The organism is Nostoc sp. TCL26-01 (genome assembly GCF_013393945.1).
Lineage (GTDB): Bacteria > Cyanobacteriota > Cyanobacteriia > Cyanobacteriales > Nostocaceae > Trichormus.
In genome coordinates this window covers 5,437,039-5,461,643 of sequence record NZ_CP040297.1, presented here as the reverse complement: position 1 = coordinate 5,461,643, position 24,605 = coordinate 5,437,039, and the positions used below count along the sequence as shown (strand labels likewise).

Annotated in this window: 22 protein-coding genes and 2 pseudogenes; 13 read left to right on the top strand and 11 right to left on the bottom strand. The window is 40.1% G+C overall.

Going from position 1 to position 24,605, the window contains the following annotated elements; all coding sequences use genetic code 11:
- Positions 1-48: 48 nt before the first annotated feature.
- Together FD725_RS23595 and FD725_RS23590 are read left to right on the top strand one after the other, a co-directional pair.
- Positions 49-2,157 carry a hydantoinase/oxoprolinase family protein gene (locus FD725_RS23595; protein WP_179050399.1) on the top strand — a complete coding sequence of 703 codons (2,109 nt, stop codon included), beginning with the start codon at positions 49-51 and terminating at the stop codon, positions 2,155-2,157.
- 47 nt (positions 2,158-2,204) lie between these two features.
- Positions 2,205-3,533, top strand: a complete 1,329-nt coding sequence (locus FD725_RS23590; protein WP_179050398.1) for a M20 family metallopeptidase — start codon at positions 2,205-2,207, stop codon at positions 3,531-3,533.
- Here the strand turns inward: FD725_RS23590 and FD725_RS23585 are convergent.
- The gene (locus FD725_RS23585; RefSeq protein WP_179050397.1) at positions 3,502-3,762 is read right to left on the bottom strand and encodes a hypothetical protein; all 261 of its coding nucleotides are present in this window, start codon (positions 3,760-3,762) and stop codon (positions 3,502-3,504) included. The genes FD725_RS23590 and FD725_RS23585 overlap by 32 nt on opposite strands.
- A gap of 226 nt (positions 3,763-3,988) precedes the next feature.
- On the opposite strand from FD725_RS23585, the gene FD725_RS23580 reads away from it, so the two are divergent.
- The 3 genes from FD725_RS23580 to FD725_RS23570 all read left to right on the top strand — a co-directional run bounded on the left by FD725_RS23580 (position 3,989) and on the right by FD725_RS23570 (position 6,167).
- Positions 3,989-4,621 carry a bifunctional 4-hydroxy-2-oxoglutarate aldolase/2-dehydro-3-deoxy-phosphogluconate aldolase gene (locus FD725_RS23580; protein ID WP_179050396.1) on the top strand — a complete coding sequence of 211 codons (633 nt, stop codon included), beginning with the start codon at positions 3,989-3,991 and terminating at the stop codon, positions 4,619-4,621.
- A gap of 69 nt (positions 4,622-4,690) precedes the next feature.
- Positions 4,691-5,197 carry a L,D-transpeptidase gene (locus tag FD725_RS23575; RefSeq protein WP_179050395.1) on the top strand — a complete coding sequence of 169 codons (507 nt, stop codon included), beginning with the start codon at positions 4,691-4,693 and terminating at the stop codon, positions 5,195-5,197.
- 430 nt (positions 5,198-5,627) lie between these two features.
- A complete protein-coding gene (locus FD725_RS23570) occupies positions 5,628-6,167 on the top strand; it encodes a L,D-transpeptidase (protein WP_179050394.1) in 540 nt (179 codons plus the stop codon).
- A 107-nt stretch (positions 6,168-6,274) separates the two neighbouring features.
- On the opposite strand, the gene FD725_RS23565 is transcribed toward FD725_RS23570, so the two are convergent.
- The 4 genes from FD725_RS23565 to dnaG form a co-directional block, all read right to left on the bottom strand.
- Positions 6,275-6,847: a nitrate transporter gene (locus tag FD725_RS23565; RefSeq protein ID WP_179050393.1), complete on the bottom strand. Its 573-nt coding sequence runs from the start codon at positions 6,845-6,847 to the stop codon at positions 6,275-6,277.
- A gap of 283 nt (positions 6,848-7,130) precedes the next feature.
- Positions 7,131-7,703 (bottom strand): TIGR04376 family protein, encoded by a 573-nt coding sequence (locus FD725_RS23560; protein WP_179050392.1) that lies wholly within the window; start codon positions 7,701-7,703, stop codon positions 7,131-7,133.
- A 138-nt stretch (positions 7,704-7,841) separates the two neighbouring features.
- Positions 7,842-8,258 carry a hypothetical protein gene (locus FD725_RS23555; RefSeq protein WP_179050391.1) on the bottom strand — a complete coding sequence of 139 codons (417 nt, stop codon included), beginning with the start codon at positions 8,256-8,258 and terminating at the stop codon, positions 7,842-7,844.
- 194 nt (positions 8,259-8,452) lie between these two features.
- Entirely contained in the window at positions 8,453-10,375 is a 1,923-nt protein-coding gene (gene dnaG / locus FD725_RS23550) for a DNA primase (RefSeq protein ID WP_179051663.1), read from the bottom strand.
- 236 nt (positions 10,376-10,611) lie between these two features.
- Between dnaG and FD725_RS23545 the strand changes: the two genes are divergently transcribed.
- Positions 10,612-11,964 (top strand): N-acetylmuramoyl-L-alanine amidase, encoded by a 1,353-nt coding sequence (locus tag FD725_RS23545; protein ID WP_179050390.1) that lies wholly within the window; start codon positions 10,612-10,614, stop codon positions 11,962-11,964.
- Between the two features lie 6 nt (positions 11,965-11,970).
- On the opposite strand, the gene FD725_RS23540 is transcribed toward FD725_RS23545, so the two are convergent.
- On the bottom strand, positions 11,971-12,390 hold the full coding sequence (locus tag FD725_RS23540) for a hypothetical protein (RefSeq protein ID WP_179050389.1): 420 nt from the start codon (positions 12,388-12,390) through the stop codon (positions 11,971-11,973).
- Positions 12,391-12,489: 99 nt separating this feature from the next.
- Here FD725_RS23540 and FD725_RS23535 point away from each other — a divergent pair, with 99 nt between their 5' ends.
- A complete protein-coding gene (locus FD725_RS23535; protein ID WP_179050388.1) occupies positions 12,490-13,977 on the top strand; it encodes an acyl-CoA synthetase in 1,488 nt (495 codons plus the stop codon).
- Positions 13,978-13,999: 22 nt separating this feature from the next.
- On the opposite strand, the gene FD725_RS23530 is transcribed toward FD725_RS23535, so the two are convergent.
- Together FD725_RS23530 and FD725_RS23525 are read right to left on the bottom strand one after the other, a co-directional pair.
- A complete protein-coding gene (locus FD725_RS23530; protein WP_179051662.1) occupies positions 14,000-14,596 on the bottom strand; it encodes a Uma2 family endonuclease in 597 nt (198 codons plus the stop codon).
- A gap of 295 nt (positions 14,597-14,891) precedes the next feature.
- Positions 14,892-15,770 (bottom strand): DUF4397 domain-containing protein, encoded by an 879-nt coding sequence (locus tag FD725_RS23525; protein ID WP_179050387.1) that lies wholly within the window; start codon positions 15,768-15,770, stop codon positions 14,892-14,894.
- 431 nt (positions 15,771-16,201) lie between these two features.
- On the opposite strand from FD725_RS23525, the gene FD725_RS23520 reads away from it, so the two are divergent.
- Together FD725_RS23520 and FD725_RS23515 are read left to right on the top strand one after the other, a co-directional pair.
- Positions 16,202-16,582: a hypothetical protein gene (locus FD725_RS23520; RefSeq protein WP_179050386.1), complete on the top strand. Its 381-nt coding sequence runs from the start codon at positions 16,202-16,204 to the stop codon at positions 16,580-16,582.
- A gap of 300 nt (positions 16,583-16,882) precedes the next feature.
- Positions 16,883-17,083, top strand: a complete 201-nt coding sequence (locus FD725_RS23515; RefSeq protein WP_179050385.1) for a hypothetical protein — start codon at positions 16,883-16,885, stop codon at positions 17,081-17,083.
- Positions 17,084-17,605: 522 nt separating this feature from the next.
- Here FD725_RS23515 and FD725_RS32690 read toward each other — a convergent pair.
- A pseudogene (locus FD725_RS32690) lies at positions 17,606-18,343 on the bottom strand (sensor histidine kinase); the annotation flags it as partial.
- Between the two features lie 192 nt (positions 18,344-18,535).
- Positions 18,536-20,422, bottom strand: a pseudogene (locus FD725_RS33180) (caspase family protein); the annotation flags it as partial.
- 69 nt (positions 20,423-20,491) lie between these two features.
- Between FD725_RS33180 and FD725_RS23505 the strand changes: the two are divergent.
- The 4 genes from FD725_RS23505 (at position 20,492) to FD725_RS23490 (ending at position 22,108) form a co-directional block, all read left to right on the top strand.
- Positions 20,492-20,857: a CU044_2847 family protein gene (locus tag FD725_RS23505; RefSeq protein WP_179050383.1), complete on the top strand. Its 366-nt coding sequence runs from the start codon at positions 20,492-20,494 to the stop codon at positions 20,855-20,857.
- Positions 20,858-20,915: 58 nt separating this feature from the next.
- Positions 20,916-21,095, top strand: coding sequence for a hypothetical protein (locus tag FD725_RS23500; protein ID WP_179050382.1), 180 nt, complete (start codon positions 20,916-20,918; stop codon positions 21,093-21,095).
- A 98-nt stretch (positions 21,096-21,193) separates the two neighbouring features.
- Positions 21,194-21,562, top strand: a complete 369-nt coding sequence (locus FD725_RS23495; protein WP_179050381.1) for a KGG domain-containing protein — start codon at positions 21,194-21,196, stop codon at positions 21,560-21,562.
- A gap of 384 nt (positions 21,563-21,946) precedes the next feature.
- Positions 21,947-22,108, top strand: coding sequence for a hypothetical protein (locus FD725_RS23490; RefSeq protein ID WP_179050380.1), 162 nt, complete (start codon positions 21,947-21,949; stop codon positions 22,106-22,108).
- Positions 22,109-22,144: 36 nt separating this feature from the next.
- On the opposite strand, the gene FD725_RS23485 is transcribed toward FD725_RS23490, so the two are convergent.
- Complete coding sequence (locus FD725_RS23485) at positions 22,145-23,734, bottom strand: helix-turn-helix domain-containing protein (protein ID WP_179050379.1); 1,590 nt, start codon at positions 23,732-23,734, stop codon at positions 22,145-22,147.
- Positions 23,735-24,605 lie beyond the last annotated feature (871 nt).

Genomic DNA, 24,605 nt, shown 5'->3' with positions numbered 1-24,605 from the left:
ACCTAAAGTTAATCAGTTATTCATAATAGATAAAGGAAATTAAATAATATGCTCAAATTTTTTATAGACAGAGGTGGCACATTTACAGATATCATTGCTATGACTGACGATCGCACAATTATAAACAGACTATCAAAATATCAGGAACGGTTTTTAATTGTGCCTGTAGTCAATAAAGAATGGGTAATAGTTTATAAATTATTGTCTGAAAATACCGAGCAATATCAAGATGCAGTTATTCAGGGAATTCGAGATATTTGTGCTTTAGAAAATCATCAACCTATTCCCTATACAGCGATAGAAGTAGTGAAAATGGGGACAACAGTTGCTACCAATGCACTTTTAGAAAGGCAAGGAGCTAGAGTAGCTTTAATTATCACAAAAGGCTTTAAAGATGCGTTGCAAATTGGCTATCAAAACCGTCCCGATATCTTTGCTCGTCGTATTATTTTACCAACGATGCTTTATGAGCAAGTTATTGAAGTAGACGAACGCTATAATGCTCATGGAAATGAGTTAATACCTGTGAATATTGCCCAAGTACAACAAGATTTGCAAGCAGTTTATCATACAGGGATTCACAGTTGTGCTATTGTGTTTATGCACAGCGATCGCTATCCCAAACACGAGCAAGAAGTAGCAGCGATCGCTAAAAAAATTGGCTTTACACAAATTTCTGTATCTCATCAAGTTAGTCCTTTAATGAAATTAGTCAGTCGAGGAGATACAACTGTTGTAGATGCTTATTTAACTCCCATTTTACGCCACTATGTTAACCAAGTAGCCAGTCAATTACCCAATGTCAGATTAATGTTTATGAAATCTGATGGTGGCTTAACTGATGCTGCACAATTTCAAGGTAAAGATAGCATTTTAAGCGGCCCGGCTGGTGGGATTGTCGGTGCAGTGCAAACTAGTAAAAGAGCAGGATTTGATTTAGTCATTACCTTCGACATGGGGGGAACAAGTACAGATGTTGCCCATTTTAACGGAGAGTATGAACGTCAATTAGATTCCGAAATTGCCGGAACAAGAATGCGAATTCCTGTATTATCAATTAATACAATTGCGGCTGGTGGTGGTTCAATTCTCACCTTCGATGGTTCTAGTTACCGTGTCGGGCCAAAATCGGCTGGTTCAAACCCTGGCCCTGCTTGTTATCACCGTGGTGGCCCTTTAACAGTGACAGACGCTAATGTCATGTTAGGTAAAATTCACCCGCAATATTTCCCATCTGTTTTTGGCAATGATGGCAATTTACCATTAGATAAAAATATTGTCATAGAGAAATTTCATCAACTAGCCGAAGAGATTGCAACTGTCACAGGAAATTATCGTACTCCCGAACAAGTAGCAGCAGGGTTTATCACTATTGCTGTCGAAAATATGGCAAATGCTATTAAAAAAATTAGTCTGCAACGCGGTTATGATGTCACCAAATATGTACTTTGTTGCTTTGGCGGTGCAGGTGGACAAGTTGCTTGTTTAATTGCTGATACTTTAGGTATGAAAAAGATATTTCTGCATCCTTATGCTGGTGTTCTTTCTGCTTATGGCATGGGATTAGCTGATGTCAGAGTTACTAAAATAGCAGGAGTAGAACAGCATTTAAATCTAGCATTAATTCCTCAATTAATACAGTTGATGGAGTTTTTAGAAACCCAAACTAGAAGCGAACTTAATCAAGATGAAAGTACTGTTGCAGCAGAAGTAATACAAAAAGTAAATTTGAAATATGAGGGAACTAATTCTACTTTAAGCGTTGATTTTGATGCAGATGTGATGGTGATGCAAACAGCATTTATAGATGAACATAAATCTCGCTATGGTTTCATTCAGCCAGGCAAATCATTAATTGTGGAATCTATTGCCATAGAAGTAATTCAGAAAATGGATACTCCTGAAGAACCATTAATTCATCGTACCCGTTCTCTAGAATCAAACCCGCAGCCCATAGAAATAGTCAAGATTTTTACTGCCGATAAATGGGATGATACACCAATTTATCGCCGAGAAGATTTACAGCCAGGAGATTGTATTCACGGTACGGCTATAATTGTCGAAAAAATTTCCACAATTGTAGTTGAACCCAACTGGCAAGCAAGATTAAATGAGTGCAATCACTTGATTTTAGAACGAGATATCACCCATGAATAACGATAAACTGGAAAAATAACCTACGTTATCTACTTAAGTAAGCCGTAATGGTTTCCACCTTCCCCAACCCCGCTTCTGTTGACTTATCCCGCGTACGATTAGCAATCCGTTCATTGCAACCCCAGTTGGTAGAATGGCGGCGGCAACTGCATCAAAAACCAGAGTTGGGTTTTCAAGAAAAACTCACGGCTGAATTTGTCTCAAGTAAGTTACAAGAATGGGGAATTGAGCATCAAACAGACATTGCGCAAACTGGAATAGTAGCCACCATCACAGGCGAAAAACCCCCCACTTCCCACTCAGCCCTCTCCACTCAGCCCTCTCCACACCCTTCTCTACGAGAGGCTACGCCAACGGGAACGCCAAGGGCGAACAGCCCTCAAAAAGTCTTGGCAATTCGAGCTGATATGGATGCTTTGCCAATTCAAGAACTCAACGAAGTACCATATTGTTCACAGCATGATGGTGTCATGCACGCTTGTGGACATGACGGACATACTGCGATCGCTCTCGGCACAGCTTATTATTTACAACAGCATCGTCAAGATTTTAGTGGCACTGTGAAAATTATCTTCCAGCCTGCGGAGGAAGGGCCAGGGGGAGCAAAACCCATGATTGAGGCTGGGGTGCTGAAAAACCCAAATGTGGACGCAATTATTGGTTTGCACCTATGGAATAATTTACCGTTAGGAACTGTGGGTGTTCGCAGTGGCGCATTGATGGCAGCTGTGGAGTTATTTGACTGCACAATTTTGGGCAAAGGTGGACATGGGGCTATCCCTCATCAAACAGTGGATTCTGTGGTGGTTGCAGCTCAAGTTGTCACCGCTTTACAAACTATTGTTGCTCGGAATGTTAACCCCATTGATTCAGCTGTCGTCACTGTCGGCTCACTCCATGCCGGCACAGCACATAATGTAATTGCCGATACAGCCACTATGAAAGGCACTGTCAGATATTTTAATCCGGCGTTCCAAGGCTTTTTTAAACAGCGTATCGAGCAGACGATCGCCGGCATTTGTCAAAGTCACGGTGCAAAGTATGATTTTAAATATTGGGAATTGTATCCACCAGTAATTAATGATGTGGCGATCGCTCAATTAGTGCGATCAGTAGTAGAGGAAGTCATAGAAACCCCCATTGGTATCGTTCCCGAATGTCAAACGATGGGTGGTGAGGATATGTCTTTCTTTTTACAAGAGGTTCCTGGCTGCTATTTCTTTCTCGGTTCCGCTAACCCAGAAAAAGACCTAGCCTACCCTCATCATCACCCCCGATTTGATTTTGATGAGACTGCTTTAGCAATGGGTGTGGAAATATTTGTGCGGTGTGTGGAAAAGTTTTTTAATCATGACTACCAGAAACTCTCCAGTTGAAAATTGGTAATAACTTTTGATAAGACCAATACAGGCTCAAAAAGATCACACTTACCAACGCTAAAAGCATAATCCCTAAAATTGTTCCGTAAGCATGAGTGTGCCACCAAAATTTTTTGATTAATGCTGTAATTGTATGCACAGGCTGCCACAGCCACTTTTGATTCAGAATGGGAGAATTGTCGATTGTGATAGTCAAGGATGCTGTGTTTTGCTGTGCGATCGCCATCTTGATAACTCCTAAAAGCAAAATACGGTAAGTCGATAGATTTTATGTTATTTAATTGCAATATCGCACAGCTTGGTTTGAGATGCAAGTAATGGTCAATGGTCATTAGTCAATGGTCAATGGTCATTAGTCAATAGTTACCACTCAGCACTCAGCACTCACTACTCCCTCACTCACTCCCTCACTCTCTACTCAGCACTCAGCACTCACTACTCCTCTAGTCTCTATGTCTACTCAAGATTGGTTATCACAGTTGCAAAAACAGAGAGCGATCGCTGTTATCCGTGCGCCAAAACTAGAATTAGGGTGGGAAATGGCTTTAGCTGTGGCTACTGGGGGAATGGAACTCATTGAAATTACTTGGAATAGCGATCGCGCGGGGGAGTTAATTGCCCAACTGCGTCAGCGATTACCGGAATGTAGGATTGGGACTGGCACTTTGTTTAATGTGCAGCAATTGGAAAGTGCGATCGCTGCTGGGGCAGAATTTTTGTTTACACCTCATGTTGATTCGGCTATGATTCGCGCCGCAGTCGCTAAAAATATACCCATTGTCCCTGGCGCACTCACCCCTACAGAGATTGTCAAAGCTTGGTCTAATGGTGCAAGCTGTGTGAAGGTGTTTCCTGTACAAGCTGTTGGGGGTGCTAATTATATCCAGAGTCTACAAGGGCCACTAGGTCATATTCCTTTGATCCCTACGGGGGGAGTGACTTTAGATAATGCTGCTGAACTGATCCAAGCAGGTGCAATTGCTGTTGGTTTGGGTGGAGAGTTGTTTCCTAAACATCTAGTGAGAGAGGGAAATTGGCAAGCGATCGCCCAATTAGCCAGTAACTTACTGCAACAATTAGCGTAGTTTTCAGGATGAAATTATCTAAAAATCACGGTTATAGTTAATTTCTTGATTATTGATGTATTTATACTTATGAAAAAATTAGATTCTGCTAATTGGCTACGTCGTTTAGAAATCTTCCTGGCTAGTGGAGTATTAGCTGTGAGTTTGATTGGTGCAGGCGAAACTAGAGCAAGTTCAGCTAATCGAGCGATCGCTCAAACCATCGAGACACTGCAAAAATCTGATCAGCGCTGGATTCAAATCAATCTAGCTAATCAACGATTAATTGCGTGGGAAGGTGGTAAACAAGTGTATGCGATCGTTATTTCCACTGGTAAAAAATCCACACCAACACGCACTGGTACTTTCAAGATTCAATCTAAGTACAAATCTACGCGAATGCGCGGCAGAGACTATGATGTTCCTAACGTTCCCTATGCTATGTTTTACCAAGGTAATTACGGTATTCACGGAGCATACTGGCATCGTAAGTTTGGTACGCCTGTGAGTCATGGCTGTATTAATCTTGCGCCTAACCATGCTAAATGGTTGTTCAATTGGGCAGCATTGGGAACACCAGTTGTCATTAGTAAGTAATCAGTAAATTAGCAACGCTATTGAAGACCTACAAATTTTGAATTTGGAGGAGGTTTTAAATCCGCTTATTTATTTACCAGCGATGCACTGAGAGATCATTGTGTTGAACTCCAATTCATTCTGAATTCTGACTCCTGACTCCTGAATTCTGTTCGATAAATGTCTACAAATCAAGATATTTGAGTTATTTTCTGCTGAAAATATCCGGAATAAAGCTAACTGAATGTGAAATAAATTATAGAAGCAGAAATTCTCAGAAACTGCCTCAAGGGAATCGACGTAAATCCAGACTTTCAGCAAGGTTTAATACAAAATACATCGAAAATTACGCTCTCTACAAAGTGTCAAGATTTTTATAGGAAATCTTGAGTTTTTCGTAATTCACGGTGTAGGAATTGTTGATTTTTGCATAGCAAGCAGGTGATCTCATATGCAAAGCTGGATTAGCAGTAGTTGGATACGTTGCTCAGGAACTTTTTTCACTGGTGTAGTGTTCATGATGGCAGCTTTGCTTTCTTTTGTGCCATCAACATCAGCTGATCCTAGTTCCAGAATACTCAGAGTTGCCTCAGTTGAGGAAAACAACATCAATTCATCCGATATTCAAGAAATATCTCAACCTCGTAGAATCGAAATTGATTTATCAGATCAACGTTTGTTTGCATGGGAAGGTAAAAAACTCGTTTATTCTTTTCGAGTTTCTACAGGAAAGCGTGCAACACCTACCCCAACAGGTAAGTTTACGATTAATTCCAAGTATCGTGTTAATCGAATGCGAGGTCGTGGTTATGATATTCCTGATGTTCCTTATGCCATGTATTTTTATCAGGGTTACGCCATTCATGGTGCTTACTGGCATAATCGTTTTGGTACACCAGTTAGTCACGGTTGTGTGAATTTGCCAGTTAAGCTGGCTCGTAAGTTGTATAACTGGGCTTCTCCAGGTACGTTAGTTGTAGTTCGTAAATAATTGTAGGGGTGTGGGGGTGTACAACACGCCCCTACATTCTGTATGTGTCGCAAATAAATATTATTGGAGTAGATTGGGGGATAAATTTACGACTTTTCCCACATCCTCTAAGAGGATTTCTTGCCATCTGAAACCATTTGGGCTAGGAGATATCCTGTATAGTCTAAAAACTGATCTAGTAACAGTCCAATAATGCCGATATAAAGTAGCCCTTCAATTATGTAACTGCTATTACCAGATTTATAACTATTCCACAAAAAAGCACCAAGTCCTTTGGAACCTAATAACATTTCTATGGCAATCACTGTAAACCATGCAACCCAAATACTGACTTTTAAAGCATGGAATGTATGAAAGATAGCTGCTCGAAAATTATTGTTCTGTCTACGAAAATGTTGCATACCTATGGCAATATTGATGATCATTGACCAAAGGCTAGCAATAAAAATTACCGATGTCACTGCTGATTCATTTTCTTGAAAAACCAGGAGCATAATTGGTAGCAAAGCAATGGGGGGGATACTATTTGGTATCTGAAATATCCGCCTCATCAATTGGTAAACAGCGTTATTGACACTGATGATATAGCCAATAAAGCTACCTGCGATCGCTGCTGGAATATAACCTACAAATAATCTCTGTAAGCTTGTTAAAACATCTAAAAATGTAGTTTGTTCCATGCCTTAGTTCTCATTTATAGTTTTCAGAAAACACTACGGCAAGCAGAAAATAGTAGATTGATAAACAGCCAAGATAAACTAAGACATTAATCCCAATATATCAGTAAATAAAAATTTGGATAAAAAAAATTAATAAAAGCTCAATATTTTATTTTTGAAAATAAAATTAATTTAAAAACCATTTAAAAGGATAAATATTGTGATTATAAATACAGATAAAATATCAAAATTAAAAATCTCTATCCACAGAGAAATAGAGATTTTTTTAGAGGTAGCTACGTAATTATTTGCCTAAATTACGCTTCATTTTTTCTAGCTCATCTTCAGTTTCCCAACGGCGAAACTTTTCTTCTAAATCATCAAATCCGCTACTACTGCTAGTTGAATTCCACCAACCGTTAGTTTCTATACGTTGTTGCGTTTGTGCTTTGGCGCGTGTTGTTTGTGCTTGTGCTGCTTTGGTTTGTACTTCTTGACGACGTACTTGTATTTTGCTGAGGAGTTGTTTAGACTGTTCTATACGCTCTTTCAAGCCTTGCATCTGTCCCCAAAGTTGGTTGCCTTCACGCAGTAGAGCTGCTTCTCGTTCTTGGGCTGGGGTGACTAAATCTTGTCTACCAGCATCTTTGGCTTTTTGAACCCGAATATGCCAACGCTGGATTTCTTGAGCTGTAGCGAGAATTTCTTCTTGCGATCGCTTCTCTTGTAATTGTAACTCTGCAATCAACTTTAAAGTATCTTCTTCTTGCTGCCGCAGCTGTTCTAACAGCGCCTCTAACTCCAAATGTGGATTATTACGCAAGAATTCCTCTAAACGGTTTTCCAGAAACCGACTCAAATCATCAAATAAGCCCACTGTGAGAACTCCAGAGTTAGGTGCGGACTATCTTATTGTAGTAATTATCGAACAAAATACATCCGTCAGTCGCTAGAATTCAGTATGAATTCCGTGGGAATGGCGAAGGTAGCTTGCTTCTTTGAAGGACAAAACCAATTATTCAAACACATACTTTTCCGCTACTTTCCAATAGCGAGAAAATCGTTTCAAGTCAATGTAACCGTCGTAGTCAAAAAATGGTTCTACTGCGAACACTTCTAATTTTAAAGAACGCTCAATATCATTACAGATAGACTCAAATCTCGGACTAGGACTATCTGTCGTCACCACTAAATCAGCATTATGTTCTTTAGCAAAAGTAATAATTTCTTGTGCCACGTTACCACGGCGAATTTCTACGGGTAACTCTAACAAACATTCATAAATAAATGTGATACGTTTCAAGCTTAATTGCCACTCTTCTATCAAAGCATCATCCCACACCCAAACAGCAGGAGCATCAGGATATTCTTGTAGCGCTGGGTTGTAGGGACTAAGACAGTCTCCATTTACCCAGATTATTGGTTTATTCATAGGATTGTCAATCAAAAAATTGTCGGTTGATTTTAGCGGTAGCTTCACTCAACACCAAGATACATATTAGGTTTCTCAGATCGTGTTGGGTTACGCAAAGCCTTCACCCAGCCTACTAATATTACTACTAAATATTACTCCAATTCATACTGAATTCTGACTCCTGACTCCTGAATTCTGTTAGATAAATATAATTACAGCAAGTCTGTCAGGGAAAATTGCCGTTGACGGTCTAGTTCTTGTAACTTGATTTTTTCGGTGTAAAATGCTTGATAATAGGCTTGCCATCGTTCTGGTTCTGTCTCAGGATCAGTTGCTTCCCACAGTTCCAAAAAGTGACGATAGCGCTTTTCTCGTAGTACTTTTTCTATACAAGCGATCGCTGCTTGCACAACTTGCGGAGTCCTTTGTATATCTTTTTGGGTTTTCTCACTCAAATGAAACAGATGTGAAATTAATCCTATTTCTTCCGATAACTCTAAGTCTTTATCTTGCAAACTAGAAATTAAGTCAACCTGGGTATCTATTAACCCTAAAATTTCTCGCCACAAAAATCTATGGTGGGAAAGGCTAAATTCTAAATCTCGTTCTTCTAATGCTGTAAGTATAGTGTTACGCTGTTCGGGACAATGTAGGTAAATTCGGAGTAATAAAGCTTCTGCTTGTTCTAGAAGACTGCGATCTGTGTGGGTTTGGGTATTAGGAACTAAAGAAAGTTTGCCTCTGTTGCCATTTTTCTTAGCTGATAAAGGCTGAGAATTTGTTGAGGTGGGAGTAATTTGAGTTAAGAGGTTTTCTACTCGTAACGGGATGAGTCTGGTATCACCTAAACTGAGGATTTCTGCACAGAAAGAAACATAATAATTGCGCGTATCACTGTTAACTATATTTTTGAGTAACTTGACAAATTGCTGTGTAACTTTTTGAAAATTAGTAGCTTGTTTTAAATCACAATCTTTGATGATTTGCTGAATCTGCCAATCTAGCCACAGAGGTGCATTTGCTAATAGCTTCCCATAATCTTCTGGTGTATGGGAATGCAAATATTCATCAGCATCTTTACCATCGGGGATATTCAGAATTTTTAGTTGTACTTCACCTTTGTAAGCTAAATCAGCAATTTCCCCAATTGCCCTTTCTGCGGCAATATTTCCCGCTTTATCAGCATCAAAATTGAGTACCAACTGTTTTGAATCGGTGTAGCGTAATGCTAGCCTGACTTGTTCGATACTCAATGCCGTACCGAGGGAAGCCACAACATTAGTAATTCCCGCAGCATGGAGAGCGATCGCATCAAAATATCCCTCCACTACCACCGCTTGATCATATTGCGAAATCCCTGCCTTGGCTTGATCTAGGGCAAATAAAGTTTTACCTTTATTAAACAGTTCCGTTTCTGGTGAATTTAAATATTTTGGCTGCTCATCCGTTAAAGTTCTCCCACCAAAAGCAATCACTCGTCCTTGCACATCCCGGATAGGAATCATTAAGCGATCGCGGAATACATCATAATATCCGCCTCCTTCCTTACGCGGCTTGATCAAACCCGCTTTTTCTACCAACTGTACCGGATAATGTTTATCTTCCACCAAATAACGATGCAGAGTTTCCCAACCTACAGGCGCATAACCCAACCCGAATTGATGAATTGTCGCTGCATTGAGTCGGCGATCACTACGTAGATACTGAAGCGCTTTTTGACCTTGGGACTGTTTCAGTGCGTGCTGATAAAAATTTGCCGTCGCTGCGAGAACTTCATACAACTGTTCCCGTAAAGACAACTGACGTTGTAATTCTTGCCGTTGTTCTGGTGCTAAAGTTTGCACAGGAACTTGATAACGCCGTGCTAAATCTAACACCACCTCTGCAAACGATCGCTTACCCAATTCCATCAAAAACTTAATCGCATTCCCCCCAGCCTGACAGCCGAAACAGAAATATATTTGCTTATGCGGACTAACTGTAAAACTGGGTGTTTTCTCATCATGAAAAGGACAAGCCCCGACAAAATCCTTACCCCGCTTGCGTAACACCACATATTCCGAGACGACATCAACAATGTCAACTCGATTTTTCACTTCTTCAATTGTGTCTGGGTGTAAACGAGGTATTTGCATATTAGTCAATGGTCAATGGTCAATGGTCATTAGTCATTAGTCAATGGTCAATAGTCAATAGTCATTCTCTCGCTCCCTCGCTCCCTCACTCCCTCACTCCCTCACTCCCTCACTCTCTACTCAGCACTCTCTACTCAGCACTCATCACTCTCTGACAGCTATTATATTCTTGTTGCTAGACCAGAAATATTGCATAGAATGGCTTAGGCTTAATTTTATCAGAGGAAATACGGGAGATGGGGCGTATTTTTATTTCGGCAGCCCACGGAGGTCAAGAAGCAGGGGGTGTAGATCCAGGCTCGATCGCAGGTGGTACGACAGAAGCTAGAGAGATGATTTTACTACGGGATTTGATTGTCACAGAATTGCGATCGCGGAATTTTGAAGTTTTAGCGGTTCCCGATGATTTGAGTGCATCTGGGACAATTGCTTGGATTAATGCTCGTGGTCGTCGGGGTGATGTAGCGCTTGAGGTTCATGCTGATTCGGCTAGCAGTCCGGTGGTGCGTGGGGCTAGTGTTTTTTATATTGCTGGTAATAATGAGCGTAAGAGCAATGGTGATTTGCTATTGGTAGGATTGTTACGCCGTGTACCCCAACTACCGAATCGAGGAGTTAAGCCAGATACAGATAGTGGATTGGGTAGATTAGCCTTTTGTCGGCAAATTGCGATCGCTTCTTTGTTAATCCAAGTCGGTTTTCTCAGCAGTCCAGAGGATCGGGCTTTGTTGCAAAATCGCCGCCGAGATTTTGCTTTGGGGATTGCTGATGGTTTGGCATCATGGAGTCGAGTTATCGACCCTACGCCAGGAACGCCATCTGATCCCAATTATGATGCCATCAATATCAATATCAATGGACAAAATTACGCAGAGCAAGGGATTTTAGTTAATGGTAACGCTTATATTCCCATTGATTTAGTTGATCGCCTACGGATTGATTTGTCGAAAGCGCCCAATGTCAATCGCCTTACTTATCGCAAAATAGTATATGTCAAAGCTGTGGAATTGCGAGATTTTAACGTAGCAGTCACCTGGGATACTGCAACTCGCACTGTCAGCCTACGTTCTAATTTAGTAGTTTGCCCTGGTCAATTTGATCGCATTATGTCCAATGGCAACACCTCAGAAGTACAATTACAAATATTTTTAAGAAATAATAACGAAAATGCCATAACTCAATTTCCTGATTTACCAAAACTCTATCAGGAAGAAGCCAAAGCAGAAGGAGTGAACTATGATATCGCCTTTTGCCAAATGTGTGTAGAAACCGGATTCTTACGCTTTGGTGGGGATATTACACCAGAACAAAACAACTTTGCTGGTTTAGGTTCCATCGGTGGCGGTGCAGAAGTTGCATCTTTTCCCAGCGCTAGAATCGGTGTCAGGGCGCATATCCAACACCTCAAAGCTTACGCCAGTTTAGAACCCCTAGTTAACGAAGTTGTCGATCCCAGGTTTCGTTTTGTCACCCGTGGCGTTGTCACTGTCATAGACCAACTCTCAGGCCGTTGGTCAGCAGATTTAAATTATGGGGCAAAAATTACCGCGATGATCAAGCGTCTATATGAGTCAGCCGGATTACTATAGGAGGGTTTAAGATTCATTTGGGGGAATTAATCGCACTAAAATTCTTTCTAGCCTTTCAATGGCAGCATTAGTCGAAGCGTGATTTTCTTCTAGCCGCAAAATCACTTCCCCAAACACAGCATTTCTAGCTTGCGTTGTTTCAATGAAGTCATCTGTTTTGCTAACAAAAGCATCTGTCTTGCTAATAAAAGCATCTGTCTTGCTAATAAAAGCATCTGTCTTGCTGATAAACGCATCAACTCTTTCACCCATAACTTGAACAGTTACAGCTAGACTGTCAAGCTGTTTTTGCGTTGAATCTTGGCGTTCAATTAACCTATCAATCCTTTGGTTTGCCGACTCTGCATATCTAGCCGTTGATAGCAACACCTGTTTAACAGTCTCTAATTCATCCTCAACGTCATCTAATCGCTGTGCATCTGTCATGCTGACTTCTCTTGTGTACTCTCTTGATTTTCCAATTCCTTGTTGTAATTTTCGCACCTCATCAACTAGACTGAATCAAAGATAAATTGGTAAAGAAAAGTGAATTTCCCTTTAATTACTCGTGTTCAAGCAAATAATGGGAAAGTAGCAATTTCTACAGATGCGGGAGCATTTACTTATCAAGACTTGCTTGATGTTTCCAGTCAAATTGCCACAAGCCTGTTAGAGGATGCAGAAGATTTACAAGAGGCGCGAGTTGCTTTTCTCATCCCACCGGGGTTTGAGTATGTAGCTACTCTGTGGGGGATTTGGCAAGCTGGCGGAATCGCCGTACCGCTTTGTGTTTCCCACCCCAGACCAGAATTAGAGTATGTAATTACCAACTCAGACGCATCAATTATTATCGCTCATCCCCACTTTGAGGAGATACTGCAATCGCTTGCGACTGCCAAAAAATTGCGCTTTATCCTCACCTCAGACCCTCTCTCAAATCAGATTAGTCGTCTTCCAGAAATAGATATCACTAGACGGGCATTAATTCTCTACACTAGCGGGACAACAGGCAAACCCAAAGGTGTTGTGACAACTCACCAAAATATCCAAGCTCAAGTGACAAGCTTAGTCACTGCTTGGGAATGGACATCGAGCGATCGCATTCTGCACGTACTTCCCCTACATCATATTCATGGAATTGTCAATGTCCTGACCTGCGCTTTATGGTCTGGAGCCAAGTGTCATATGTTACACAAATTTGATGCCGAAGTTGTATGGAATCGGATTTGTGATGGTGACTTAACCCTATTTATGGCAGTACCAACAATTTATGTAAAATTAATTGCTGCTTGGGAAAAGGCTACTCCAGCACGCCAGCAAGCTATGACGGCAGGGTGTGCCAAAATGCGACTGATGGTTTCTGGTTCAGCCGCTTTACCAGTCCAAGTTTTAGAAAAGTGGCAGAGTATTAGCGGTCATTTTCTGCTAGAACGCTATGGAATGACGGAAATCGGCATGGCACTATCCAACCCTTTACACGGTCAGCGATACTCTGGTTATGTGGGTCAGCCTTTACCGCAAGTACAAGTCAGATTAGTTGATGAAAGCGGAGATTTAGTCCCACCAGAAACACCAGGAGAAATCCAAGTCAAAAGCCCTGGAGTGTTTTTAGAATATTGGCAAAACCCCCCAGCAACCGCTAAAGCCTTTCGAGATGGCTGGTTTTGTACAGGAGATATGGCTGTAGTCGAGAACAATAACTACCGCATTCTCGGACGGATGAGCGTCGATATCATCAAAACCGGTGGCTATAAGGTTTCCGCTTTGGAAATTGAAGAAGTGTTAAGAACCCATCCAGATATTCAAGAATGTGCAGTGGTTGGGATTGCCGATCCTGAGTGGGGTGAGCGAGTGTGTGCAGCGTTAGTATTAAAACCCCAGAGCCAATTGACATTAGAATCTTTTAGGAGTTGGGCAAAAGAGCAATTAGCAGTTTATAAGATCCCCACTCGCATTTTGACAGTTGCTGAATTACCACGCAACGCCATGGGGAAAGTAACTAAGCCCGCAGTGATTGAGCTATTTCACTCATAGCAATAATGAAAGATTAAGTTTGTTAAAAATTAATGCGACGATAGATTTCAGTCAGGGGAATTTCTACGTTTAAACTATGCACAAGGATCGTCTGTTCAATGTTAGAGTGAACTTGCCATAGCCAGCGATCATTACTGTTACGATCCTGATTTTGATACTGCTCAACGTAGGGTTCAGTTTGGCTCACAAGCAGATATTCACAAAAGCTGGCAATAGAGCGATATTTTCTGAACTTTTCGCCTCGGTCGTATGCTTCGGTAGAGGGCGATAGAACTTCAACAATCACCATTGGATTGAGAATTTCATCATTGCGATTGCCATTGAACTCTGGTTCACCATTAACAACCATCAAGTCGGTATAAGTGCCGCACTGATATTCAGGAATCCAAACTCGCAAGTCACTGTTATACAAACGAAAATCAGTGTCTCTCAGTAAAAACCCTAAGTAAATTAAGAAGTTGCTGGCGATCGCACTATGAGATTCCGAACCTCCCGACATAGTTATAATCTCTCCGTTGCGGTATTCATGGCGTTCTGGATTGGTTTGTTCCATAGCCCGATACTCGTCTAAGGTGAGGCGAGTTGCTACACTTGAGAGACTGGTTTGAGCAAAAACCACAATCAGACCTCTTGAATAATTAGCTCTAAAACTATTATCGGCAACAGAGGGAAGAATTGCTAATTTCATCACGAAATGCGCTATGTCGTGTCCGTCCGCCGAAGATAATCACTATTCTCAATAGCAACAGTATTTCTAGCGTCAGATACTACTGTTCACTCAAATGCTTTCTGAAGATATTTTGGTCTGATTGTGGCAACATTTATTTTTTTGTGGGGGATAAATTCCCCCTATTTTTTACCACTTTATTTTCTCAGATCCTATGGACAAAAATGCCTCACTAAGTTGATCTTGCTTACTGCACAATCTGATTACACCCATTGGCATCAGGAGGCGCTGTTTGTGTTGAGGCAGTTGTAAGTAGCAGTGAGTTAGGTGCTTGGCCTAAGCCATTACCTGTAGCAATTACATCAAAAATGACTCCGGCCGGGACTTGTTGATTCGCAACTTCTACTGTGATTGGTGGGTTGAAGGCATTATTGATCAATGGGTCAAATTGGTCAGGTAGAACTGGATTGAAGTTATATTCACCAGCTGTAAGTTCTGGGTAAGGAATAGCAGTTTTGGGTGTCAGGTCTGTGATACGAGTTTCATCCACATTTGGGCTAGAGGATTTGCTAATACGGAAATCTATAACAGCGCTAGTTTCCGAAAAGCGATACCAACGTCCTTTAAATTTACCTGGATTAGGCTGTGTTAAATCCTCTGGAATCACAAAGGGTGATTGATTAAATAATGGTTGACCTGGGGGACCTTGTAGTGTTCCTGTTATCGCTACTGTATAAGCACTATTAGGCGCTCCTGTAAAGGTTCTAGAAGCAATGGTACTGAGAGTACCAGATTGGACAAAAAGTACCTGAAGATTTCCTGGTGTTACATTTACATATTTACTAGCTTGACGAAAATCTACATTCTCCAAAACTTTTTTACCGTTGACAATGACATCAACTGGTGATGCAGTCGCAACCGCAGCGTTAATAACTCTTAATTTGGTAGGGCATTTATAAGGGTTTAGAAGAGGATCTAGAAGAGTATTTACTAGGCTTGCAGTGTAAAATTCTTGTACGGGCTTTGTAGATAGTTGAGAATTGGCTAAACTTTTGTATGGATAACTAGTCAAACTAATTAAAGATAATGTCAAAGCACCTAAGAATAGTTGTCTTGGTAGAAACATATCTTCCTCCTATCGTGAGACAAAAATGACAAATGAGCAAGCTTTATTCTGCATAAAAAATGATGCGATAATCATCACAAAGATTTTTTATGTATAGGGATATAAGTGCAGGCTTTGTCAACGTAAAAGACAACGGGCGCACAATAGCGTTCGCCTCAAGACATTAGACTTGGGCAGAATACTATTGCAGCAGCACATATAGTTGCTGGCTTCAAGTGTCCAACGTGACAAATGCTTTGGTGAAAGTCGCTTGGAGTTTATCGATAGCGCAGTTCATTGTTCTAATATTTCACAATTTTTAATGGAATGCAAGGAAAGTTTAGACGGTTAATAACCATCATTAATACAGCAAATGTTGTATTAGCTGCTTGATAATAAATTTATATTTATAGTTATATATGCAGGTAGTTGACATAGTGAGCAGTATTCATTTGTGCACCGGAAACCGCCTCATCATCTGGGCTAGCACCACCGCTTCCCCCTCCGGCGTGATTAAATTAGTGTTAGCCATTCAGGCTACTTATTTTCAACTTCATGCCCAAACTCAATCAACATCTATTTCAGAATCATCTTCATCAATAGACTTTAATGGTTCTCAATATAGTCAACATCCTAATTGGGAATCTGGTATCACATGGAAGAGTGCCTTAAATAATCTGAGATTGCTCATTCAACCCTATATTTTTTACTGTTTGATTCAACCTTGGCTCACAGTATTTAACATTCCTGGTATGAAGCGTTGCTTTTTGAGATTAATCGACTTTATGAATGATTTTCGCGCTTCTCCAGTCAGTTTCTCTGTTGCTAGTTGAGTTTCTTGTCAATTTTTCTTTTCCTAAAGTAACAAAAGAGGGATAAAAGTCCCTAAGCAAGAAGTGCAAATAAAAGATAATTCATCCTAATGCTACACTGGGCGATCGCTTTTCTCACACTTCTCACACACTATTGCAGATCCTATCTCGAATGTTGGTGTTATAAGCTCAAAAATTCCTGTTTTTATAGCCAAATGTTAAGTGCTTTAATGTTAAGTGCTTTTCTGCTATATTCCCAAGATGAGCCATAATAAACGAAGCGTAAATCCAATTAACCACGAAATACAGAGGGTTTGACTTATGCTGATTCAGAAAATTGTCCAAGAACTGCAAGAAATCCCTGAAGAAAAACTCGCAGAAATTTATGATATAGTTCACTACTTTCGCTTAGGTCTAGATCGAGAAGCTTCCCAGCCCCGCACCCCAGGAATACTAACAGGAAAACTCAGCGATGCTTTTTTTGAGCCATTACCAGAAGAGGAACTTCAGGAATGGGAATGAGCTACCTGATTGACACACATATCCTATATGATGCAGTTTTCCAAACTGGAATGATTCAGGTAATTCCGAACCAAAATCATTAAAGAAGCGATCGCCAAATATGAGCAAAACACTCGAATAGAAGATAACTCATACTAACGCTACACTGAGCGATCGCTTTTCGCTCACAATAATTGCACCTCAAAGCCCGAAGTTCCAACTTCCCATCTCAAAGTTCCATGTTCTCAGCTTGGTGTTCCGAGTTCCAAGCACAAAGTTTCCTGTTCTGAACTCAAAATGTCGAGTTCCCAGCTTGAAGTTTCGAGTTCTGAACTCGGAGTTTAGTGTTTTTATCTCGAAACTTACAGTTTCAAAGCTCAACGTTGCAGATGAGAACTTCATCTTTCGTGTTATTTTCTTCTTACTTGCTGTTTTCATCTGCTGCTTGACTCCAAACATATTTGCGGCAGACTTCGCAAGCGGCTTTTGTCTCCTCAGTTTGCGGATTCGTGAAGATGTGACAGTACTAGATCAAATCAAATCTCACACATCCTCTGATTTTACTAATGGTAAATTAACTGTGAAGGTAGAACCAGTTCCTAATTGACTGTTGACAAGAATTTCACCCCCCATCATCTTGCAAAAATGCTTGCTGATAGCTAATCCTAGTCCTGTACCTCCATACTTTTTGTTAATTGAATTATCTCCTTGAGTAAAAGGTTGAAATAGTTGTTGCTGTTGAGCAGGAGAAATACCAATACCTGTATCGGTAACTGTGAAAGTAATCATTTCCAGGTAAGCTTCTGGCAGACAGTTTTGTCTATCTTTTTGAACTGTTAGTGTGATCTTGCCGTTAGTAGTAAATTTAGCAGCATTACTTAACAGGTTTAATAATACTTGTCTCACTCTAGTTTGATCAGCATACATCGTGCCTAAATCTTGATCAAAATGGACTTCTAACACATTTGTATTTTTTTCTATAGCTGATTTAACTGTGGAAACAATGTTATTAATTAATTTAGAAATCTCAAATATTTCTGGATAGAGAATCATTTTACCAGCTTCAATTTTTGACACGTCAAGAATGTCGTTAATTAGTTCCAGTAAATGTCTACTCGCCGAGTTGATGAGTTCTAAGTCAGTTATAAGTTCTGTTGATAATTTGAGGTCAGTTAAATCATCTTGCAGTAGTTGGCTCAATCCAACCACAGCATTTAAAGGTGTGCGTAATTCGTGGCTCATATTTGCCAAAAATACAGCTTTTGTCTTATTGGCTACTTCATATTTCTGACGTTGCGCTTCTTCAAAGAAAATACTATTTTGATAAAACTCTTTAATTGACATGTGTACTTCTAATTCTATTTCTTGCCATTTTTGTCGAACTTGAGATAGTAGTCCACCCATCATCAAATTTTCATCCTTGGGGTGTTCTTGCCACTCTTGTAAAGCATCTTCCATACGGTCAATAATTCGTCTGAGTTCTCTACCTTCGTTTCTCCATTGAGTTAATCTTTGCCAACCTTCTATTAATGCCTCATGAGATAAATCTATCAAAATTTCTCCTGTAGATTCGCAGTCAGTTACTAACAAACGCCCTTGAATTAAATTTTCTAAAACATCACTTATGTCTTGCTGCTCATTTAAGTTATCACCAGCAACACTCAACAACTTTATTTTCAATTGTCGCTGTCGCGTATCCTGGTCTGCTGCACCAGTACGTACCAACTTCAACAAAATCCGCTTTACCCAACCTTGCTGTTGTTCCGTAAAACCTGCATACAAGTTTTCTGCATGACGATTTAATGCTCCAATGACTCCACCCAAATTATTAAACTTAGCTACTGTCAACTGGTGCGTTTGTTGTTCGCGTTGTTCCCAAAGTTCTGTGAGGGCAAACTGCAATAATGGTAAGCAGCCTTTCTCTTGTCCTAATACTTCTTGCTGAATTGCTCCCAGCAATCCCCTTTGTAATTGATAACCTTGTAACATAGCTGGGGATGCGATCGCTTCTTCTAATTCTGCCCCTAATAATGGCGGCATATACACTGCTTGTTCTTGAATTATTTGCGTCAGCGACTCGTAGCTTAAACAATATTCCAGAAAATCAGCCCGCATGGTGGTGACAATTGCTAACCGTTCTTCAGAACACTGGGTTAACAACTCAATAAATCGCTGTTTCTCTTCTTCCTTAGCACCAAGGGTAAAAATCTCTTCAAATTGATCAACCACCAACAACCAACGCTCAGAACCAGTCAGCCTAGAAACTACGCCAGATAAACCTTCTGTGTCAATCAAAGCTGAAATTTCTCTAATTTGCGTGCGTTCAAAGCATTGGGTAAAGGCTCGTTTTAACTCTGCTAAAGGTTCGACTCCAGGCAAAATTGTTGCTAAGATTCGCCAACCATTTTTTTCTAGCGCTGGAATCAAACCCGCCCGGACTACAGAAGATTTACCACTCCCGGAAGCGCCAATAATGGGGACAAAATTAGCTTGTGTTAATTTTTGTTGGATATAGTTGACAACTTTTTGCCGACCAAAAAAGAATTTGGCGTGTTGTTTATCAAAAGCTTCTAACCCTCGGTATGGACATTCTTCACTCACCACCCCAGCAGTTACCGGATTTCTCGGCGGATACCAAACCAGAGGAATTGATCTCCCACCACCCATGTAAATGGCTTCTTGTCCGCTTCCCTTGAGTTTGCGTGTCACAAAGCTCATCAAATCATTGACGTTGATTTCTCCGGTAGTCTCATCTGCTTCTGAGTTAGCTAGTCCGGTGATGACTGCTTTGGTAAAAATTCCCCCTTCTGCATCTTCTCTGGCTCTTTCAAAAGCGCGGGAGGCGGTAATTAAACAATAGTCTTGTTTACTGTTGAACACCGGAAAACTAGACTTGATAAAGCTTCGCTCTAATAAAGACCCTGCATAACAGCAATCTAACAATACGACAAGGCTGCTGAGTTGGGATTTACTAATCAGGGTGTTGAAATCATCAAAAGCGATCGCATTTTGTCCATCTTTACTACAATCAGATGTCGCCAAATATCCTTTTGGTTCTCCCGTCAGGCTAGTTGCTTCAAAACCGTGTCCGGCAAAGTAAATTAATGCCTCTGCACCTTTGGCTTTCTCTAACAAAAATACTCTCAATACTTGTCCTAGTTCTTTGCCTGTTAACTTTTTATCAGGCGTGACTTGCCAGCAATTCTCACTTTCGATTAACTTTCCTGGTAATGGCTGAACATCAAATCGACCATGTTGACTAAATACTTGGGCAATGTGTGTGGCATCATTAACAGCTTTTGGTAGGTTAGTGAAGTTGTCATACTTGGCAATGCCAATTACCAGCGCATATCGAGCCATATCTCTGTGGCATCTGTTTTTACGTAATATGACTAGAATAGCAATCAAAAAACTCACTGAGGCGAATAAATGTCAGAAGTACAAAGTTTGATTGTCAAAGATGATGATCAAGAATACACAATCTACGTGGAATCAAAGGAATTCACTGAGATTTTAGAAGAGGAGGAACCAGGATATCGTGACGGTTTACCTACGGTGAATATCCAAGAATTTCAGAATAAGATTCGTGATTATGCCAAGTTAGCTGTTGGTGCATTCCAGAATTTACCTGAAGCGGAAGAAGTGACAGTTAAGTTTGGGATTAAGTTGGGTGGTAAAACTGGCATTCCGTTTTTAACCGAAGGCTCGGCAGAAAGTAACTTTGAAATTGAGGTTAAGTATAATTTGGCAAAGAAAAATATAGGACTTACGCACCCAACCGATAAACCCTTCTGAAGGTGGTCAATGGTCAATAGTCAATAGTCATTAGTCATTAGTCAATGGTCAATGGTCAATGGTCAATGGTCAATGGTCAATGGTCAATGGTCAATGGTCAATAGTCAAAATCAAGTTTCTTTGGACTGTTGACTACTTGCCTAATCACCAATCACCAATCACCAATCACCATAGCAACTTGAGTTCTATGTCAAAAGTTCAGGCTCGGTCTGTGGTAATTCTCACCTATGGACAATGAATGTCACCGATTTGCTTGGCTAAATTAAAGACGAAGCCAATAGAGATTTTGACCAGTTAAAAGCCAACAACTCTACTTAGTCACTTAGAGGTACAATCATGTCAGACACAAGTAAACGTGGCTTTGCTTCAATGGATGAAGACAAGCAACGAGAAATTGCCAGCAAGGGTGGACACGCTGCTCACGAGAAAGGAACTGCTCACGAATTCACCTCTGAAGAAGCGCGAGAAGCCGGACGCAAGGGAGGCGAAACAGTCAGCAAAGATAGAGAACACATGGCAGAAATAGGACGTGAGGGTGGTAAACATTCTCACGGTGGTGGGCGTAAAAAAGAAAGTCACGAAGAAATTGAAGAGAACGAAGATATCGAAGATAGTGATGAAGAAAAGAAAACTCAGGGTGGTACAAGAGAACAGCACTCTGAAGCAGGAAAGCAGAGTCATAAAAAATCAAGCAAGAAGAAATAATTTCTTGTCGAAAATAAAGGCTTGTTGCTTAGGCTAATTTCCGCATAAGTTTTCGATACACAATGTCTCTCTCATATCACTTATAGCCATACCCGACTGCTGACAGTAGTCGGGTATTTGAGTTTTCGACAACTTTCTTTGTGTCTCCGTGTCTCTGTGGTCAAAAATAATTTATTTAACCACAAAGACACAGCGAAAAGTCGGAGCGGAGGTTTCCTCCGTAGACGCTTTGCGGCTTGCCGCGGCATCTGAACTTTTCAAGACAGAGACACAGATAAAAAAGCTAAAGTTTTGTTGATTTCTGCATATAAGTTAAAAAACACACTGATTAGATTACATAAGCAAAAAAATCATGCTTAATTTTTCAACTAAGGAGAAATTACTATGCAACTGTTAGAACATAATCATACTCATCAGCAACCAGTTTCTACAACTAATGCTCAAGATGATAATTCACCTAAAAATCCACCAAAACTGACAATGATTTGGGTGGAAGAATATCATGAAGGTCGTCAGCGATTGATTGCTAAATGGATAGTTATTTAGTACTTCCAGTACTATTACCCATTACCTATTACCTAATTAAGCAATATGCAACACTTTCCTTAATAGTAATTGGTCTTCTAGCTTGACTTTTAGCCGACCATTCTCTATATCTCTAATCCAACTTTGACTTTTACCCGTCAGCTTTGCTAATTCCCGTTGAGATAAATTTAAGTTTTTTCGTGCTTGTAAAATCTGCTCACCAACTAAATCGCCGGCGGTTTTTGATTTTTGTCTGGTTTTAGCAGTGCGACGTTGTTTTTTTTCTGAATCTGCAATTTGTCTTTCCCATTCTAGAGGTAGTTCAAAAGACAAAATCCGCGCATTCATTAATAGATTCCATTTACCACGAGGGCTATTATCTGTTAGCCGGGTTTCGCCACCAGCATCGTTAATCCAAAATTCTAATGCTTCGTCAGGATCTTCGGGAATATCTACTAATTTTGCCCACAATGGTTGAATTGTGAGGGGATAAGTTATGGGATCAAAAATAGGTTTGATGCCGTGATGATTGAGGACTTCTAAATCATTTTCAAAGGTTCTTAATAGACGTTTACGTTCTTCCCGATGTTTGGCTGCAAGGGTGACTTTTTCTGTGCCATAGGCAATGCGAAGTAGCGTAGGCACGGTGATGCGTTGTTCTTTGCCCATTTTGGTTTTAAATAGCAACCACAACATGAGTCTGACTGCACCTTCATGTTGTTGCCATATACTCATAACTGTGGTTAATAAAGTCTTAGGAAGACTGCCATATTGATAGAATGCAGCTCGTTCTTTACAACCTTGTTTGTTTAAGAAATATTGACTCCATGCTCCTGCTTTGACTTTGAAAGTTAGCCCAATTAAATATTTGCATCCTAAATCATCTTCTTGAAAGTGATGCTGAACGCTGACTAAATGCCATAAGCGGCTATTAGTGACAGAAAATCCTTTGACTTGACCTTGTTGAGGCCAATCTAGAGAGATGACTAATGAACAAGCTTGTTGCACAAGGTTTTTCATTAATGACAGTTTGGCATTTTTACTCAGGTCTTTGCGTTTTTCTAGCCCTAAGTATTTCTCTAGTTGTCGTTCGTCAATGGCAAATTCTTGATTCCAAGGTTGATCTGATGCTGTAGCATGAGCTGCAAATATCAGATGAATACAGGCGGCTCTGATATCAAATGCTTCAATAGTTGCCAAATCTTTGGCTTTTTCATGGACTTGGAAAGGATCTTGGATATGAAAGGCAATTTTACCTCGTCCTTGGTTGACTAGTCGGCTGTAGCATAGGTAGCCTGCTGCGTCGCTTTCCCAATTGAGGGATGTACGTTGTGCTAGTAAGTTACAGGCTTCCCAGATGGCGATCGCTGAGGCAAATGGATTATTCTTACCATTAGAAAATAAGTCTGGGCTAGTAGCATCTCGCGGTTCAACTTTGCATCTGCCTTTCTTGGCCTGCCAAGGTATCGGCGATTTAGTTGGGCAAGCAATGACGCATTGTGGTTCTGGATAGTAACCTTCGCAATTGTTACACAGAAAAGGATCTATCCAATACTCATCATCTTCTAGTTTGATCGCACCCGTAGGACATTGGGGACGGCAATTGTCACATCCAACGCAACTGTTGTTAGGGATTGTATAAGGCATATGACTTCTTCCCTCGCTAATCGTTGAGATGTTTGGCTCAAATTTCCCCTGGATGTGTCCTGTTTATTTATCACTAGCTACTAAATTATCTCTCTAGCAAGAATATTTGCTCTTGGCTAGAATTATTCCCCACATCCATCTCAAAGCTTTGCATCCAGTTGGAAGTTATTTTGGATTTTTAACTAGAGCCTAAGATTACTTCTTCATTTAATAAACATTTCATAGCCAGTTTTATAAATTTGTTCATAATGAGCCTATAAATGCTTCTTAAGGATTTAAAAAATACTTCGCTTGCTAACATTTCTATTTAACCTTAAAAGCTTAACCAAATTAATTTGAGCGTGTCTTGACATCTATGATGATTGATGTACATTGCTTTTATTAATAATTTTAATATTTAACACAACTTAATAGTCTGCCATAACTGTTACAGATGATATGCAGAATGATACAACCTTGATTTTTCGTTTTTTTTAGCAATTATTGCAGTCAATTGAGTAGAGTTACTTATGATTGGCAATTTTTAGCTATGTTTTGCATGAAGATAATTCATTAACTGTATATTAAACTACTTTTTATTAGATAAATCTAATAAATTAATTAAAAATTGCCAATAAATAGCATTAGTTATGCGTCAAAAAATTATAAATATCTGTAGAGTGTAGCAAACATAAAAGAATGTCTAAGAAGTCAGTTGGGTTAAGATTAATGGTAGTAATTGTCATTTAAATAAAAATGTATAAATGGGTGAGAAAAACTGTATAAGATTGGCTTTTTTTGCTGATCACGAATTAATTGATTGATCACAAAATAAGTAGATAATATTAAGTTAAGATGAGGATCAACGTACAAACAATTTTATTGGCATAGT

Coding starts and splice junctions, on each gene's coding strand:
- FD725_RS23540 (WP_179050389.1), bottom strand. CDS start 12,390: ATGACAGATGCACAGCGATTAGATGACGTTGAGGATGAATTAGAGACT.
- FD725_RS23525 (WP_179050387.1), bottom strand. CDS start 15,770: ATGTTTCTACCAAGACAACTATTCTTAGGTGCTTTGACATTATCTTTA.
- FD725_RS23490 (WP_179050380.1), top strand. CDS start 21,947: ATGCAACTGTTAGAACATAATCATACTCATCAGCAACCAGTTTCTACA.
- FD725_RS23575 (WP_179050395.1), top strand. CDS start 4,691: ATGAAAAAATTAGATTCTGCTAATTGGCTACGTCGTTTAGAAATCTTC.
- FD725_RS23595 (WP_179050399.1), top strand. CDS start 49: ATGCTCAAATTTTTTATAGACAGAGGTGGCACATTTACAGATATCATT.
- FD725_RS23505 (WP_179050383.1), top strand. CDS start 20,492: ATGTCAGAAGTACAAAGTTTGATTGTCAAAGATGATGATCAAGAATAC.
- FD725_RS23545 (WP_179050390.1), top strand. CDS start 10,612: ATGGGGCGTATTTTTATTTCGGCAGCCCACGGAGGTCAAGAAGCAGGG.
- FD725_RS23485 (WP_179050379.1), bottom strand. CDS start 23,734: ATGCCTTATACAATCCCTAACAACAGTTGCGTTGGATGTGACAATTGC.
- FD725_RS23585 (WP_179050397.1), bottom strand. CDS start 3,762: ATGGCGATCGCACAGCAAAACACAGCATCCTTGACTATCACAATCGAC.
- FD725_RS23590 (WP_179050398.1), top strand. CDS start 2,205: ATGGTTTCCACCTTCCCCAACCCCGCTTCTGTTGACTTATCCCGCGTA.
- FD725_RS23555 (WP_179050391.1), bottom strand. CDS start 8,258: ATGAATAAACCAATAATCTGGGTAAATGGAGACTGTCTTAGTCCCTAC.
- FD725_RS23570 (WP_179050394.1), top strand. CDS start 5,628: ATGCAAAGCTGGATTAGCAGTAGTTGGATACGTTGCTCAGGAACTTTT.
- dnaG (WP_179051663.1), bottom strand. CDS start 10,375: ATGCAAATACCTCGTTTACACCCAGACACAATTGAAGAAGTGAAAAAT.
- FD725_RS23495 (WP_179050381.1), top strand. CDS start 21,194: ATGTCAGACACAAGTAAACGTGGCTTTGCTTCAATGGATGAAGACAAG.
- FD725_RS23565 (WP_179050393.1), bottom strand. CDS start 6,847: ATGGAACAAACTACATTTTTAGATGTTTTAACAAGCTTACAGAGATTA.
- FD725_RS23580 (WP_179050396.1), top strand. CDS start 3,989: ATGTCTACTCAAGATTGGTTATCACAGTTGCAAAAACAGAGAGCGATC.
- FD725_RS23500 (WP_179050382.1), top strand. CDS start 20,916: ATGGTCAATGGTCAATGGTCAATGGTCAATGGTCAATGGTCAATAGTC.
- FD725_RS23515 (WP_179050385.1), top strand. CDS start 16,883: ATGCTGATTCAGAAAATTGTCCAAGAACTGCAAGAAATCCCTGAAGAA.